This window comes from Qipengyuania gaetbuli (genome assembly GCF_020171365.1).
In the GTDB taxonomy this organism is placed as follows: domain Bacteria; phylum Pseudomonadota; class Alphaproteobacteria; order Sphingomonadales; family Sphingomonadaceae; genus Qipengyuania; species Qipengyuania gaetbuli_B.
In genome coordinates, this window is record NZ_JAIUZO010000002.1 from 1,984,854 (window position 1) to 1,999,042 (window position 14,189).

General features: G+C 66.1%; 12 protein-coding genes. All 12 read left to right on the forward strand.

Going from position 1 to position 14,189, the window contains the following annotated elements; all coding sequences use genetic code 11:
- Positions 1 to 5 precede the first annotated feature (5 nt).
- The 12 genes from LCL94_RS10350 to LCL94_RS10410 all read left to right on the forward strand — a co-directional run bounded on the left by LCL94_RS10350 (position 6) and on the right by LCL94_RS10410 (position 14,186).
- Positions 6 to 1,265, forward strand: coding sequence for an FtsW/RodA/SpoVE family cell cycle protein (locus tag LCL94_RS10350; protein WP_224832699.1), 1,260 nt, complete (start codon positions 6 to 8; stop codon positions 1,263 to 1,265).
- Complete coding sequence (gene murG / locus LCL94_RS10355) at positions 1,262 to 2,458, forward strand: undecaprenyldiphospho-muramoylpentapeptide beta-N-acetylglucosaminyltransferase (RefSeq protein WP_160606252.1); 1,197 nt, start codon at positions 1,262 to 1,264, stop codon at positions 2,456 to 2,458. The genes LCL94_RS10350 and murG overlap by 4 nt, the downstream gene beginning before the upstream one ends.
- The gene (murC, locus tag LCL94_RS10360; protein WP_222554410.1) at positions 2,455 to 3,876 is read left to right on the forward strand and encodes a UDP-N-acetylmuramate--L-alanine ligase; all 1,422 of its coding nucleotides are present in this window, start codon (positions 2,455 to 2,457) and stop codon (positions 3,874 to 3,876) included. Before murG ends, murC begins: the two co-directional genes overlap by 4 nt.
- A gap of 38 nt (positions 3,877 to 3,914) precedes the next feature.
- On the forward strand, positions 3,915 to 4,838 hold the full coding sequence (gene murB, locus LCL94_RS10365; protein ID WP_224832700.1) for a UDP-N-acetylmuramate dehydrogenase: 924 nt from the start codon (positions 3,915 to 3,917) through the stop codon (positions 4,836 to 4,838).
- A gap of 4 nt (positions 4,839 to 4,842) precedes the next feature.
- Entirely contained in the window at positions 4,843 to 5,808 is a 966-nt protein-coding gene (locus LCL94_RS10370; protein WP_224832132.1) for a D-alanine--D-alanine ligase, read from the forward strand.
- A complete protein-coding gene (locus tag LCL94_RS10375; protein ID WP_224832133.1) occupies positions 5,801 to 6,697 on the forward strand; it encodes a cell division protein FtsQ/DivIB in 897 nt (298 codons plus the stop codon). The genes LCL94_RS10370 and LCL94_RS10375 overlap by 8 nt, the downstream gene beginning before the upstream one ends.
- Entirely contained in the window at positions 6,697 to 7,989 is a 1,293-nt protein-coding gene (gene ftsA, locus LCL94_RS10380) for a cell division protein FtsA (RefSeq protein ID WP_224832134.1), read from the forward strand. The genes LCL94_RS10375 and ftsA overlap by 1 nt, the downstream gene beginning before the upstream one ends.
- Before the next feature lie 133 nt (positions 7,990 to 8,122).
- Positions 8,123 to 9,823, forward strand: coding sequence for a cell division protein FtsZ (ftsZ, locus tag LCL94_RS10385; protein WP_224832135.1), 1,701 nt, complete (start codon positions 8,123 to 8,125; stop codon positions 9,821 to 9,823).
- Between the two features lie 56 nt (positions 9,824 to 9,879).
- Positions 9,880 to 11,505: an SPOR domain-containing protein gene (locus LCL94_RS13430; protein WP_263611775.1), complete on the forward strand. Its 1,626-nt coding sequence runs from the start codon at positions 9,880 to 9,882 to the stop codon at positions 11,503 to 11,505.
- 148 nt (positions 11,506 to 11,653) lie between these two features.
- Positions 11,654 to 12,157, forward strand: coding sequence for a YbjN domain-containing protein (locus tag LCL94_RS10400; protein ID WP_224832136.1), 504 nt, complete (start codon positions 11,654 to 11,656; stop codon positions 12,155 to 12,157).
- 132 nt (positions 12,158 to 12,289) lie between these two features.
- Positions 12,290 to 13,072, forward strand: coding sequence for a Bax inhibitor-1/YccA family protein (locus LCL94_RS10405; protein WP_224832137.1), 783 nt, complete (start codon positions 12,290 to 12,292; stop codon positions 13,070 to 13,072).
- 172 nt (positions 13,073 to 13,244) lie between these two features.
- Positions 13,245 to 14,186 carry a hypothetical protein gene (locus LCL94_RS10410; RefSeq protein WP_224832138.1) on the forward strand — a complete coding sequence of 314 codons (942 nt, stop codon included), beginning with the start codon at positions 13,245 to 13,247 and terminating at the stop codon, positions 14,184 to 14,186.
- Positions 14,187 to 14,189 lie beyond the last annotated feature (3 nt).

The following is a 14,189-nucleotide window of genomic DNA, read 5'->3' on the forward strand; positions in this document are numbered from 1 at the left end:
GCACCATGCAGCCCTTCGTCCCCGGCGCGAAACGCAAGCCTGCGCATATGCCTGCGGGCAAGCTGTCGCGCTGGAGCGAACTGAAGATCTGGTGGCGCGAGATCGACCGCGCGCTGCTGGGCCTCGTGCTGCTGATGATGACGCTTGGCACGATTGCGGTTGCTGCGGCCAGTCCCGCAAGTGCGGACCGCCTGTCGACCTCGGCGACCTCGCTCGACCCGCTGTACTTCTTCTACCGCCACCTCGCCTGGCAGGCGATCGCGCTGGCGGTGCTGCTGGGCGTGTCCATGCTCAGCCGCGAGAACGCGCGGCGCCTTGCCCTGCTGCTGGGTGCAGCCATGCTCGCGCTGCTGTTCGTCGTCCCCTTCATCGGGGTGGAGATCAACGGTGCGCGGCGCTGGATCTGGCTCGGCATGCAGTTCCAGCCGTCCGAATTCCTGAAGCCCGCCTTCGCCGTGGGGATGGCGTGGATCCTTGCTTGGCGGATGCGCGATCCGAACCTGCCGGTGCTCGGCATATCCACCGCGCTCACGGGCCTCATCTTCTGCCTGCTGATGCTGCAGCCGAACTTCGGCGAGGCGATCCTGTTTGCCGGGATGTGGCTGGTGATGATCCTGGTCGCGGGCATTCCGGTAAAGCGCCTCGGCGCGGTCATCGGCGGCGGCATCGTCGGCATCACCGCGACCTATTTCCTCTACGACAACGCGCGCCACCGTATCGATTCCTTCTTCGGCGGCGGTACGGCGTATGACCAGGTCGACCTTGCCAGCCGCACGCTGCTGGCTGGCGGGTGGACCGGCGCGGGCTACGGCCTTGGCATCCGCAAGATGAGCCTGCCCGAAGCGCATACCGACTACATCTTCTCGGTCATCGGCGAGGAATTCGGCCTGATCGCCTGCGCGGTGATCGTCCTGCTCTATCTCGGCATGGTCATTCGCGTGCTGATGCGCCTGATCGACGAGGACGACCTTTTCGCGCTGCTGGCGGGCACCGGCCTTGCCGCGCTGCTGGGCGGGCAGGCTTTCATCAACATCCTCGTGAACCTGCAGCTCTTCCCGTCGAAGGGCATGACGCTGCCGCTCATCAGCTATGGCGGTTCGTCCACCATCGCCGTGTGCTTCGGCATCGGCCTGCTCATCGCGATTACGCGGCGTAATCCGTTCCTGAAAAGGTCGACCCGGGGGCTTGGCGACCTGCTCGGATTAGGGCAGGCGGAACCGATGGATACCAAACAGGTGCGTGTGACGCGCGATATCTACCAATGAGTGCTTCCAACCGACATTACGTGCTTGCTGCCGGCGGGACCGGCGGCCACCTGCTGCCCGCTTTCGCCCTTGCTGCCGAACTCGACCGGCGCGGCCATCACGTCGCGCTGATCACCGACGAGCGCGGGGCGGAGATTCCCGGCAAGCCCGATTTCATGCCCGCCCATGTCCTGCCCGCAGGCCGGTTCGGCAAGAACCCGTTGCACTGGCTGAAGGGCGCACGCGCCGTTGCGCAGGGCCGCAGCATGGCGCTGCGCCTTTACGACAGCTTCCAGCCGAGCGCGGTCGTGGGCTTCGGGGGCTATCCCTCGCTTCCCGCGATCCTCGCCTCGACGTCGGCGGGCATCCCCACCGTGGTGCACGAACAGAATGCCGTGCTGGGCCGCGTGAACCGCCTGCTGTCGGGCCGGGTGGACGCCATCGCCACGGCCTATCCCGATGTGCAGCGCCTCAAGCCCAAGCACGAGGGCAAGGTCCACCTCGTCGGCAATCCGGTGCGCGCAGGCGTGCTGTCGCTGCGTGACGAGCCGTTTCCTGCATTCGGCGAAGACGGCCTGCTGCGTGTCCTCGTGACCGGCGGCAGCCAGGGCGCGCGCGTGCTGTCCGAAATCGTGCCCGACGGGCTTGCCATGCTGCCCCCTGCCATCCGCGACCGGCTGCAGGTGACCCAGCAGTGCCGCGCCGAAGACCTCGACAATGTGCGCGAACGCTATCGCAGCCACGGCATTCCGGCCGAACTCGCCACCTATTTCGAGGATATGGCCAGCCGCCTTGCCGATGCGCACCTGTTCATCGGCCGCGCGGGTGCCTCGACCATTGCCGAGCTCACCGCCGTGGGCCGGCCCGCGATCCTCGTCCCGCTGCCCATCGCGACAGACGACCACCAGGCTGCCAACACGCGCGAGATGGTGAAGGCGGGCGGCGCGCGCATGATCCGGCAGGAGCGCTTCGAGGCGAAGGAACTCGCCAAGCAGATCCGCGTGCTGGCGGACGATCCCAAGGGCCTCGCCAATGCCGCCCATGCAGCGTGGAACTGCGGCAGGCCCAAGGCGGTGGAAGACCTCGCCGACCTCGTCGAAAGCTTCGGCGGGGCGGACATGATGGACGTCATCCGCGTCGGCGGAAACAATGCCCGCGGGGCGTCGCAGGGTATCCCGGCGGGGCAGGGCGCGAACCGGGAGATGGCCGAATGAAGGGCGTACCAACCGACATCGGCACAATCCATTTCGTCGGTATCGGCGGCATCGGCATGTCGGGCATCGCGGAAGTGATGAACAACCTCGGCTACACGGTGCAAGGCTCCGACATCAACGAAAGCCCGGTGGTCGAACGCCTTCGCGAACAGGGCATCGCGGTGAAGATCGGGCACCAGCCCGAAAACGTCGAAGGCGCGGCCGTGGTCGTCACCTCGACCGCCGTGCGCCGGACCAATCCCGAAGTCGCCCATGCGCTGGAAAACCGCATCCCCGTGGTGCGCCGCGCCGAAATGCTCGCCGAACTCATGCGCCTCAAGTCGACCATCGCGGTCGCGGGCACGCACGGCAAGACGACCACGACCAGCATGATCGCGGCCCTGCTCGATGCGGGCAATATCGATCCGACCGTCATCAATGGCGGCATCATCGAGCAATACGGCTCCAACGCACGCCTCGGCGACAGCGACTGGATGGTGGTCGAGGCGGACGAGAGCGACGGCAGCTTCCTCCGGCTCGACGGGACGATCGCGGTCGTCACCAATATCGATCCCGAGCATCTCGACCATTACGGCGATTTCGACGGGGTGAAGGACGCCTTCGTGGAATTCATCCACAACGTGCCCTTCTACGGCGCGGCTGTGATGTGCATCGACCACCCGGAAGTGCAGGCCGTGACTGCAAAGGTCCGCGACCGCCGCGTGATCACTTACGGTTTCAGCCTCCAGGCCGACATCTGCGGCGTCAACGTACAACCGCACGAGGGCGGAAACCGCTTCGACGTCATCGTCCGCCAGCGCGGCGAGGAGGACCGCCGGATCCAGAACGTGGCCCTGCCTATGCCGGGCCGCCACAACGTGCAGAACGCGCTCGCCGCGATTGCGGTCGCCATCGAGATGGGCTGCCCCGACGATGTCATCTGCAACGGCTTTTCCAGCTTCGGCGGCGTGCGCCGGCGTTTCACCAAGGTCGGCGAAGTTGCCACGCGCGACGGCAAGGCGACCGTCATCGACGATTACGGTCATCACCCGGTCGAGATCCGCGCCGTGCTGGGCGCTGCGCGCGAGGCGACGGGCAACCGCGTGATCGCGGTGATGCAGCCGCATCGCTACACCCGCCTGCGCGACCTGATGGACGACTTCCAGAGCGCCTTTAACGAGGCCGACCTCGTCTACATCACGCCTGTCTATGCTGCGGGCGAAGACCCGATCCCCGGCGTCGATGCCGAAGCGCTTGCCGCCGGCATCAAGTCGCGCGGCCACCGTTCCGTCGCCACGGTGACCGACCGTGACGATCTCGCCCGGCAACTGGCCGGAGAGGTCCAGCAGGGCGATCTCGTCGTGTGCCTCGGCGCCGGCGACATCACGAAATGGGCCGCCGGCCTTGCCGACGCGATCGCCAAGGAGCGCGGCGCGTGATGGAGCAGCCCGACGACGTCTTCAACTGGGACAACGGCATGGCACCCGACTGCGAGGTCGAGGGCGGTGGCGCTACCCCCGTTTCGACGGATGGGCTGCGCGGCAAGCTGACGCCGGATGCCCCGCTTGCAAAGCTGGTGTGGTTCAAGACCGGCGGCAATGCCGACTGGATGTTCGAGCCCGAAGACCTCGAGGATTTGCGCCTGTTCCTCGAACGGCTGGAAGGCGAACTTCCGGTGATGGCGCTCGGTCTCGGCTCCAACATGATCGTGCGCGATGGCGGTGTGCCGGGCGTGGTGATCAAGCTGGGCAAGCCCTTCGCCAAGGTTTCGGTCGACGGGCAGGTCGTGACCTGCGGCGGCGGCGCGCACGGCATCCTCGTCGCCAGTGCGGCGCGCGATGCGGGTGTTGCGGGCCTCGAATTCATGCGCGGCATTCCCGGCACCGTGGGCGGCTTCGTGCGCATGAATGGCGGTGCCTACGGGCGCGAGGTGTCGGACTGCCTGATCGACTGCCAGGTTATCCTGCCCGACGGGGCGCTGGTGACGCTGCCGGCGGCGGACCTCCAATATACCTATCGCCATTCCGCCCTGCCCGACGGGGCGGTGGTGGTGTCGGCCCGGTTCCAGGGCACGCCCGGCGATCCGGAAGCCATCGGTGCGGAAATGGACCGTATCGCCGATGCACGCGAGGCCAGCCAGCCGCTGCGCACCAAGACCGGCGGGTCCACGTTCAAGAACCCGCCCGGGATGAAGGCGTGGGAACTGGTCGACAAGGCCGGTTGCCGCGGTCTCACCATGGGCGGCGCGCAGGTGAGCGAGAAGCACACGAACTTCCTCATCAACACCGGCACGGCCACCAGCGCCGATATCGAAGGGCTTGGCGAGGAAGTGCGCCGGCGCGTCTATGAAAACTCGGGCGTCATGCTCGAATGGGAAATCCAGCGGGTTGGAAGGCCCTGATACGATGAGCATTCTCGAGGCCAAGATCCACGTCGCCGTCCTGATGGGCGGCTGGGCCAATGAACGGCCCGTTTCGCTGATGTCGGGCGAAGGCGTCGCCAAGGCGCTGGAAGCGCGCGGCCACAAGGTCACACGCATCGACATGGACCGGCAGGTCGCGGCCCGCATTGCCGAGGCTGCTCCCGATGTCGTGTTCAACGCGCTCCACGGCGTTCCGGGCGAAGACGGCACGGTGCAGGGCATGCTCGACCTGATGGGCGTGACCTATACCCATTCGGGCCTCGTGACCTCGGTCATCGCGATCGACAAGCAGCTGACCAAACAGGCACTGGTGCCGCATGGCATTCCCATGCCCGGCGGCCGCATCGTGAAGAGCGCAGAGCTGTTCGAGCGCGATCCCTTGCCGCGCCCCTATGTGCTCAAGCCCGTCAACGAAGGCAGCTCGGTCGGCGTCGCCATCGTCACTGACGAAGGCAATTACGGCAATCCGATTGCGCGCGATGCCAAGGGACCGTGGCAGGAATTCAAGGAACTGCTCGCCGAACCTTACATCAAGGGGCGCGAGATGACGTCGGCCGTGGTCGATTTCGAGGATGGTCCGCGCGCGCTTGCGGTCACCGAACTCAAGCCCAAGAGCGGCTTCTACGATTTCGACGCGAAATACACCGACGGCATGACCGACCACGTCTGCCCGGCGGACATTCCCGACAATATCCGCGACCTGTGCCTCGAAATCGCGCTCAAGGCACACAAGGTGCTGGGCTGCAAGGGTACCAGCCGGACGGACTTCCGCTGGGACGAGGAACAGGGCGAGGACGGGCTCTTCGTGCTCGAGACCAACACCCAGCCGGGCATGACCCCGCTCAGCCTCGTGCCTGAACAGGCGCGCCACATCGGCATGGACTATGGCGAACTGGTGGAAACCATCATCGCCGCAGCCCTGCGCGAGAAGGGGCGGCGCGATGGCTAAGGTCACCCGCAAGCCCACCGGCGTCAGGCGCTCGGCTGCGGCGCGCAGCCGCAACCAGAAGGCGCGGGCGGCCAAGCGGCATACCAGCGGGATGCTCGACAAGGTGATGGCTGCGCTGCCCTTCACCGAAGAGCAGTGGAACAAATTCTTCCTCTTCCTGATCGTCGCGGCAGGGCTAGGTATCGCGTGGACGGTGGCAAGCTTTGCCGGCGTTCCCGAACTCGCGCGCGCCGAGCTGGCGAAATCCGCCAGCCGCGCAGGGTACGAAGTGCGCACCGTGCGCGTCACCGGCGTCGAGCGGATGAGCGAACAGCTCGTCTACCAGAAGGTGCTGGGCGAAACCGACCGGCCGATGCCGCTCGTCGAGCTGGAGGAAATCCGCGAGCGCCTGCTCGAACTACCGTGGGTCAAGGATGCGCGCGTCTCACGCCAGCTGCCCAACACGCTGCGCATCGATATCGTCGAGCGCGAGCCGCATGCCGTGCTGGCGAAACCCGACCGGCTTATGCTGGTCGATGACGAGGGGCACGAACTGGAACCCGTGTCGGCCGATGCTGCCAAGGGCAAGCTGCTGATCTCCGGCCCGGGCGCGCAGAAGCAGGTCGCCGACCTCGGCCGCCTGCTCGATGCAGCGCCGGCGCTGAAGCCGCAGATCATTGCCGCCGAATGGGTCGGCAATCGCCGCTGGAACCTCACCTTCCGTACCGGCCAGATGCTGGCGCTTCCCGAAGGCGAGAAGGGGCCGGCTGCGCTGGTCAAATTTGCCGAAATGGACGGGCGCAACCGGCTGATCGGGGGGCAGGCGGTTGCCATCGACATGCGCGTTCCCGACCGCGCTTACCTGCGCTGCAAGGACGGCCCCTGTCCGCGCGGGATGAGCGCGCAGTAATGGCCACGCAGCTTCCCTTGCCGCGCGTCACCCGCGTCTTCGGCGCAGTGAACATCGGATCCTTCCGCGTGTCGGCCATGATCATGGGCCAGGCCGAAGACGGCGAGATGGTCGTGCTCGGTTCTTCCCACCGCAAGAGCGAGGGCATCAAGCGCGGCTATGTCACCGACATGCGCCTCGCCACCCACGCCATCCGCAATGCCGTCGAAAAGGCGGAAGCGAACGCCAATACCTCCGTATCGAGCGTGTGGATCGGCTGTGCGGGCGCAGGCCTGTCGAGCAAGATTGCCAGCGTCGAAATCGCCATCGGTGGGCGCCGCATCGACGAGGACGATCTCGAACACCTGCTCTACGCGGCGCGCGACCATATCCAGCCCGACGGGCGCATGGTACTGCACGCGCAGCCGGCCCATTACACGCTCGACGGGGCGCACGGGATTGCCAATCCCACAGGCCTCCATGCGGAATCGCTGGGCGTGGATATCCATGTCACGCTGGCCGAAGGCGCGCCGGTGAGGAACCTCATCGAAGCGGTGCAAAGCGCGCATCTCGATGTCGAAGGCGTGGTCGCCAGCCCGCTTGCCGCGGCCTATGCCTGCCTGTCTGCTGAAGAGCGCGAACTTGGCGTGGCGCTGGTCGAAATCGGCGCGCAGGTGACCAATGTCTCGGTCCATGCCGGCGGGATGCTGCTGGGCCTGCGATCGATCCCGGTCGGCTCCAACGACATCACCGATGCCATTGCCTCTTCGCTGGGTATCCGGCGCAGCCAGGCAGAGCGCCTCAAATGCGTTTCGGGATCGGCCATCGCGACGCCGAGCGACCACCGCGAGATGATCCCGGTGAATGCGCCGGACGAAGAACCCAGCGGCCAGCCTGCGCGAGGCGCGGACGAACATAACCGCATCCCGCGCGCAGAACTGGTGTCGGTCGTCACCGACCGGCTGGGCGCGATGACCTCCGAAATCGCCAAGGCTCTCAAGGGGATGGGCTTTTCGGGGAGCAGCGGCGGACAGGTCGTCCTCACCGGCGGCGGGGCGGAACTCCATGGCATTGCCGAATTCATGCAGGGTGCGCTCGGCTTGCCCGTGCGGACCGGCAAGCCGCCGGCCTTGCGCGGCCTGCCCGAAGCGCATGCGACGCCCGGTTTCGCGACGCTGGCGGGCCTGTGCCTCTATGCCTCGGAAGACCCGGTCGACATCCGGTCCATCGGCCCCAGCTACCAGCCCTCGCGGCGCTATTCCGGCCTCGGCCTGCTCAACCGCGTAGTCCAGGCGGTGAAGGAGTACTTCTGATGGTTGAATGCCAAGGTAACACGCGCTTTAGGCCTTGTGGATAAGGCTATTTACCTTTGGCGCGGCGATTCGCTTTCTGCCAAAGGTGTGACATAACCGTTTTCAGTCGACTTTTTACTTCGAGGAAAGCTCAATGAGCATCAATATCGGCCCCGCTTCCAGCGACGATTTGCGTCCCAAGATCATGGTGATCGGCGTCGGTGGCGCCGGTGGTAATGCGATCGCGAACATGATGGCGGCCGAGATCGAGGGCGTGGAATTCATCGTGGCCAATACCGATGCGCAGGCACTGTCCAGCTCGTCGGCCGAAAAGCGCATCCAGCTCGGCCCGGATATCACCGGCGGCCTCGGCGCTGGCGCCCGCCCTGAAGTGGGTAAGGCCGCGGCCGAAGAAACGGTTGAGGACATCGAAGACGCGCTTGACGGTTGCAACATGGTCTTCATCGCGGCCGGCATGGGCGGCGGCACCGGCACCGGTGCAGCGCCCGTCATCGCGGAAGCCGCGCGCCGCAAGGGCGTGCTGACTGTCGGCGTCGTGACCAAGCCGTTCCTGTTCGAAGGCACCCGCCGCATGCGCGCCGCGGAAGCCGGGATCGAGGAACTGCAGAAGCACGTCGACACGCTGATCGTCATCCCGAACCAGAACCTGTTCCTGGTCGCCAAGGCGGAAACCACCTTCAAGGAAGCCTTCATGCTCGCCGACGAGGTGCTGCAGCAGGGCGTGCGTTCGATCACCGACCTCATGGTCATGCCGGGCCTCATCAACCTCGACTTCGCCGACGTGCGTTCGGTGATGAGCGAAATGGGCAAGGCCATGATGGGCACCGGCGAGGGCGAGGGCGAAAACCGCGCGCTCGAAGCTGCCGAACTGGCGATTGCCAACCCGCTGCTCGACGGCGTGTCGATGGCCGGCGCCAAGGGCGTGATCATCTCGATCATTGGCGGCGAGGACATGAAGCTGCTCGAAGTCGACGAGGCTGCGAACCACATTCGCGAGCTGGTCGACGAAGACGCCAACATCATCTGGGGTAGCGCTTTCAACCCCGACCTGCAGGGCAAGATCCGCGTCTCGGTGGTTGCCACCGGCATCGAACAGAGCGGTTCGTCTGCCGCAGCGCCGACGCGCAGCTTCTCCATGTCGGAATCGCGCGCCCCGCAGCGCCCGGTGCTCGACCTGCCGAGCGAAAGCGTGACCGATGACGAACCCTTCGAACTGAGCGAAGGCCTCTCGGCCGAGCCGGAAGAAGACGTTCTTGACACTATGGCCGAAGACGAGGGCATCTCCTCGCTGGGCCTGTCGTCTGCCAGCGCCGACGATTTCGGTGACGAGGACGAAGAAGACGACGATGTCGACGGCATCGTCGATCCGCTCGCCGGCCTGCGCAACGAAGAGACCGAGCGTTTCGACAATTACGCCGACGACGAAGACGACCTGCCTTCGCCGGCCGATGACACCGGCTTCGGTGACGGCTGGACCGACGATGGCGATGGCGCTGCCGGTTCGCCGCTCGACCTGTCCGACCCGCTCGACGGTGAAGCAGGCCAGGACGAACTGCAGCTCGGCGCGGACCAGTATGCCGACGGGCAGAGCCCGCTCGCCAGCAAGCCCGGCCGCAAGCAGGCGATCCTGGGCGGCGGCGCAGGTGGCGGCGGCGGCGATGCCGGCGGCGGTGCACCCGCTTCGCAGGGCAGCACGCTGTTCGAACGCATGGCGAACCTGTCGCGCGGCTCATCCCAGTCGGAAAGCGACGACGATGACGATGGCGACGAGGATGAGGGCAGCAGCGGCTCGCTCAACATCCCGCGCTTCCTTGGACGCCAGAACAACCAGTAAGGTTTCCGAACCCCGCTGCGCTCCGGGCGCGGCAAGGGCAGGCCATGTATCGACCGATGAAAAACAGCAGATGGCGCGGCGCGGCCCTGGTCGCGCTCGCCATCGCCGCGACCCCGCTTGCAGCGCAGGAAGTGGTCCAGCCGCTCCCGCCCGAAGGGACGGACGAGCTCAACTCGGCCCTCCAGCGGCTTGCGCGCAATTCGGGTGATGTTCCGGCCCTGCTCGACGCAGGCGAAGCAGCGCTCAAGCTGGGTGACATTCCCGCCGCCATCGGTTTCTTCGGCCGTGCCCAGGACATAGCGCCGGCCAATTCGCGCATCACGCTGGGCCTTGCACGCGCCTATACCTATTCCCGCCGCCCCGTTGAGGCGTTGCAGCTCTTCGCCGAGGCCGAGCGGGCAGGGGTTGCACCGGCGCTGATGGCCGCCGACCGCGGGCTCGCTTTCGACCTCGTCGGCGATGCGGCGAGTGCGCAAGCGCTGTACCGGCTGGCGCTGTCGCAGGGCGAGAACTCCGATATCCGGCGCAATCTCGCGCTCAGCCAGGCGATATCTGGCGACAAGGCCGGGTTCGAGGCGACGTTGCTGCCGCTGCTGCAACAGGGCGACAATGCCGCGTTCCGCACCCGCGCGTTCGGCCTCGCTGTGCTGGGCGAGGTCGAGGCAGCAGTGAAGATCGCGCGCGACATGATGCCAACGCCCATGGCTTCGCGTGTGGAACCTTACCTCCGCTACATGCCGCAGTTGACGCCCGCGCAGCAGGCGGCCGCAGGGACGCTCGGCGTATTCCCGCGAACAGCAGCAATCGGTCGCGACGATCCGGCGATCGCCGGGTTCGACAGTTCCGCAGTGCGCGGCGCGGATGCAGGCCTTGCGCCGCAAGGCCCGCCGATGGGTTCGCAGCTCGAGCGCACCCGCGCGCAGCAGCAGGCACAGGCCACAAGGCCAACACCGGCACCGACGCCGGAACCTGCCCCTTCGCCCGAACCGCGCCGCGCCGCGCCGCAGGTGGCAAGCACGATCCCGGCCTTCGAGCGCTCGGTTACGAGCCGTCCGCGCATCGAACCCGTTGTGCAGCGACCTGCGCCGCCGCCGCCACCTCTTCCGGCGCCCACGCCCGCGCCTGCACCCACACCGCAGATCGCGTCGACCGTCAGCGAGCCGGTCGTTGTTGCGCGCGGAGAGCTTCCGGCAACGACAGCCGTATCGCAGACAGCGCCTCCTCCGGCGCCTCCGCCAGCATCACCGCCTCCCGCGCCTGCACCGGCCGAGCCGGAGCCGAGCGTCGCGGATGCTTTCGCCGATTTCGACCTTACGCAAACCAGTGCCACACCGCGCGCCGGTGCAGTGGACATCACCCGCATCAAGGCCCCGCGCGAGGTCGAAGCACCGCCTCCGCCGCCCCCGCCGAAACATCCAGCCCGCCACTGGGTGCAGGTCGCGACCGGCAAGGATCTGAAGGCGCTGGGCTACGACTGGCGCAGGATTTCGCGCAAGGCTGACGGCGCGCTCGACAAAAAGGGCCCGTTCACCACGCCCTGGGGCGAAGCCAACCGTCTGCTGGCCGGGCCTTACGAATCGCGCGATGCCGCGCGCGCCATGGTGACCCGCCTGAAAGAGCTGGAAATCGACAGTTTCCCGTTCTCCAGCGACGAAGGCCAGGAGATTGCGCCGCTCGATTGAGCGGGCCTCGCCTATCCGTATCCGGCAGCTTGTGCACAGGGTTTGCACAAGCCGCTTGCGTTCTCCCCAGCACCCTCGCGCAGGCCGATTGCCAAGCCGCCACGCCGTTCTGCAAAAGGCCTCACATGAGAGCCACGGGATCGCCAGAATGAGAACCTCGGAAAGCCGGTTCGAGGCCGAAGAGGACGCCGCTCCACTCGATATGCTGATGGCCCTGTTCGAGGCCCGCGGCTGGGCCTGCGGGTCGTCGGGCGAGGAAATGAGCGGCGAGGTGCCGGGCAGCTGGACGAGTTACCAGCTGCGCGGGATCTGGCGTCCGGAAGACATGGTCCTGCAACTGCTGTGCCTGCCGGAAATCCGCATCCCGGATGAAAAGCGGGCGGTTGCGCAGGAGTTGGTGACGCTGGTCAACGAGCAGATGTGGCTCGGCCATTTCGACATCTGGTCGAACGGCGGCGTGCTGCTCTATCGCAACGGCACCATCCTGGGCGACGAAGGGCTGCTCAGCCTGTCGCAGGCGCAGTCGCTGGTCGAAATCGCGGTCGAGGAATGCGACCGCTTCTACCCGGCGTTCCAGTTCGTGCTTTGGGGTGACAAGACCCCGCGCGAGGCGCTGAAGGCCGCCATGGTGGATGCGGCTGGCGAAGCCTGACCGCAGGGCCCAAATGGTTGATTTGCGTTAGCCAAAGGCATTCCGGTTTCGCTTGAAATCGACCGGAGAAACACCGATATTCGGGTCCGGAGCGCCGCACTATTGTGTGAGGCGCGCAGAGGAGTTTTGACAATGTCCGACTGGAACGACACCGACCGTAGGACGGGCGCCACGTCCGTACCGCGCGCGGGCGACGCCGTATCCCGCCAGACCACTTTCGATGCTGGCCTGCGCCAGCACATGCTGTCGATCTACAACATGATGGCATCGGGCGTGCTGCTGACCGGCATCGTCGCGCTGCTGTTCGTCAATTCGCCGTTGTTCGATCTAGCATATCAGGCAGTACCAACCACGATGGGTGAAGTCAGGCAGCCGACGATGCTTGGCTGGATCATCTCGCTCTCGCCACTGGCTTTCATTCTCGTGCTCAGCTTCGGCGGCGTGGCGCGGTTCAGCAAGACCACGCTTCAGGCGATGTTCTGGTCCTTCGCGGTGATATTCGGCCTGTCGATGTCGACGATCTTCGAAACCTACACGGGTGAATCGATCGCTTCGGCCTTCTTCGCCTCGGCTGCTGCTTTCGCGGGCCTCAGCCTATTCGGCTACACTACCCAGAAAAATCTGTCGGGTTGGGGCAGCTTCCTCACGATGGGCCTGATCGGCATTATCGTGGCAATGCTGTTGAACCAGTTTGTGTTCCAGTCGGGCGCTATGGCCTTGGTGATCAATATCCTCGGCGTGCTGATCTTCGCCGCCTTCACGGCTTACGACACCCAGCGCCTGAAGAACGAATACAGCTATGTCCGCGGTACCGAATATGCGGGCAAGGCGGTCGTGATGGGTGCGTTCAGCCTCTATCTCGACTTCATCAACCTGTTCATGTTCCTGCTGCAGTTCCTGGGCAACCGCGAGTAATTCGCTCCGCCCGTCGCAGCAGCGACTCTCTTCATCGTGCCCGGGGCGTAACTTGCGCCCCGGGCATTTTCTTTGGTCCTGCTTGCGGCTAGGTTTCGGCCACGCTTCATCGCCGGTCAATGCAGACAGGCGCATGTTGGGGTCGCACATGCTTGAGGAGGGCCAGCGCGCCGTGAGCCGCCGTTCGAACATCACAATCCGCTTCACCGCCGTCGCCGGCGGTCTGCTCGCTCTTGCCGCCTGTGCCACTCCGCCGCCACCCCCGCCGCCTCCGCCGCCTCCGCCGCCTCCGCCGGTGGTGATACCGCCGCGTCCGGTCCCGCCGATGGGCGCGACCACGGGCATGACGATCCCGCTGGTGGCGAACGGCGTGCGCCAGACCGTCAATGCCAACCTGACCCCGTCCCAGACGACCTGGAACCTGCGCTCGGCGATGAACGTGGCGGCGCTCAATTGCCCCGAGCCGATGCGCACCTCGATCGTCGACAATTACGGCGCTTTCCTGAAGCGCAACGCGCGCCAGTTGTCGGCCACCAACCGCGCCCTGCAGAGCGAATTCCGCCAGAAGTACGGGGCGACCTACCGCGACGTGCAGGATTCCTACATGACGCAGGTCTACAACTATTTCGCGCTGCCGCCGGCGCTGAAGAACTTCTGCGACGTGACCTATTCCGTCAGCCAGGAAGTGCTGCTGGCAGAGCCGAACACGCTCGACAGTTTCGCGGCGGTCGCGCTGCCGCGGATCGAGTCGGTCTTCAACGATTTCTACCGCGCTTACGAGCAGTACCGCGTCGATCTGGCCGCCTGGGATTCGCGTTACGGCCCTTCGTCCGTGACCACCACGGTGCAGGGGTACACGAACCCGCTCGATCCGCGGGTCAATGTCGCACCGGGGCAGACGCTGGTGAACTCCATGCCGGCAGCCGCGCCGCGTAGCGCCACGGCTTCGACGCAGGCACCGCCCGCTTCCGCCCAGCAGCCGGTCGTGGTCGCCACGCAGAACCCTGCGACGGGCGAAACCACCACGGCATTGCCGACGCAGGGACCGATCTTCCAGTCGGGCGAAGTCGTGCAGGGCGAGGTCGGCCCGGTCGATACGCCGGATCCGCGCTAAGCG

Bases quoted from the DNA above. Each gene is read 5' to 3' on its own strand.
- LCL94_RS10400 (WP_224832136.1), top strand. From the start codon at position 11,654: ATGAGAACCTCGGAAAGCCGGTTCGAGGCCGAAGAGGACGCCGCTCCA.
- LCL94_RS10350 (WP_224832699.1), top strand. From the start codon at position 6: ATGCAGCCCTTCGTCCCCGGCGCGAAACGCAAGCCTGCGCATATGCCT.
- murC (WP_222554410.1), top strand. From the start codon at position 2,455: ATGAAGGGCGTACCAACCGACATCGGCACAATCCATTTCGTCGGTATC.
- LCL94_RS10375 (WP_224832133.1), top strand. From the start codon at position 5,801: ATGGCTAAGGTCACCCGCAAGCCCACCGGCGTCAGGCGCTCGGCTGCG.
- ftsA (WP_224832134.1), top strand. From the start codon at position 6,697: ATGGCCACGCAGCTTCCCTTGCCGCGCGTCACCCGCGTCTTCGGCGCA.
- ftsZ (WP_224832135.1), top strand. From the start codon at position 8,123: ATGAGCATCAATATCGGCCCCGCTTCCAGCGACGATTTGCGTCCCAAG.
- LCL94_RS10370 (WP_224832132.1), top strand. From the start codon at position 4,843: ATGAGCATTCTCGAGGCCAAGATCCACGTCGCCGTCCTGATGGGCGGC.
- LCL94_RS10405 (WP_224832137.1), top strand. From the start codon at position 12,290: ATGTCCGACTGGAACGACACCGACCGTAGGACGGGCGCCACGTCCGTA.
- LCL94_RS13430 (WP_263611775.1), top strand. From the start codon at position 9,880: ATGAAAAACAGCAGATGGCGCGGCGCGGCCCTGGTCGCGCTCGCCATC.
- murB (WP_224832700.1), top strand. From the start codon at position 3,915: ATGGCACCCGACTGCGAGGTCGAGGGCGGTGGCGCTACCCCCGTTTCG.
- murG (WP_160606252.1), top strand. From the start codon at position 1,262: ATGAGTGCTTCCAACCGACATTACGTGCTTGCTGCCGGCGGGACCGGC.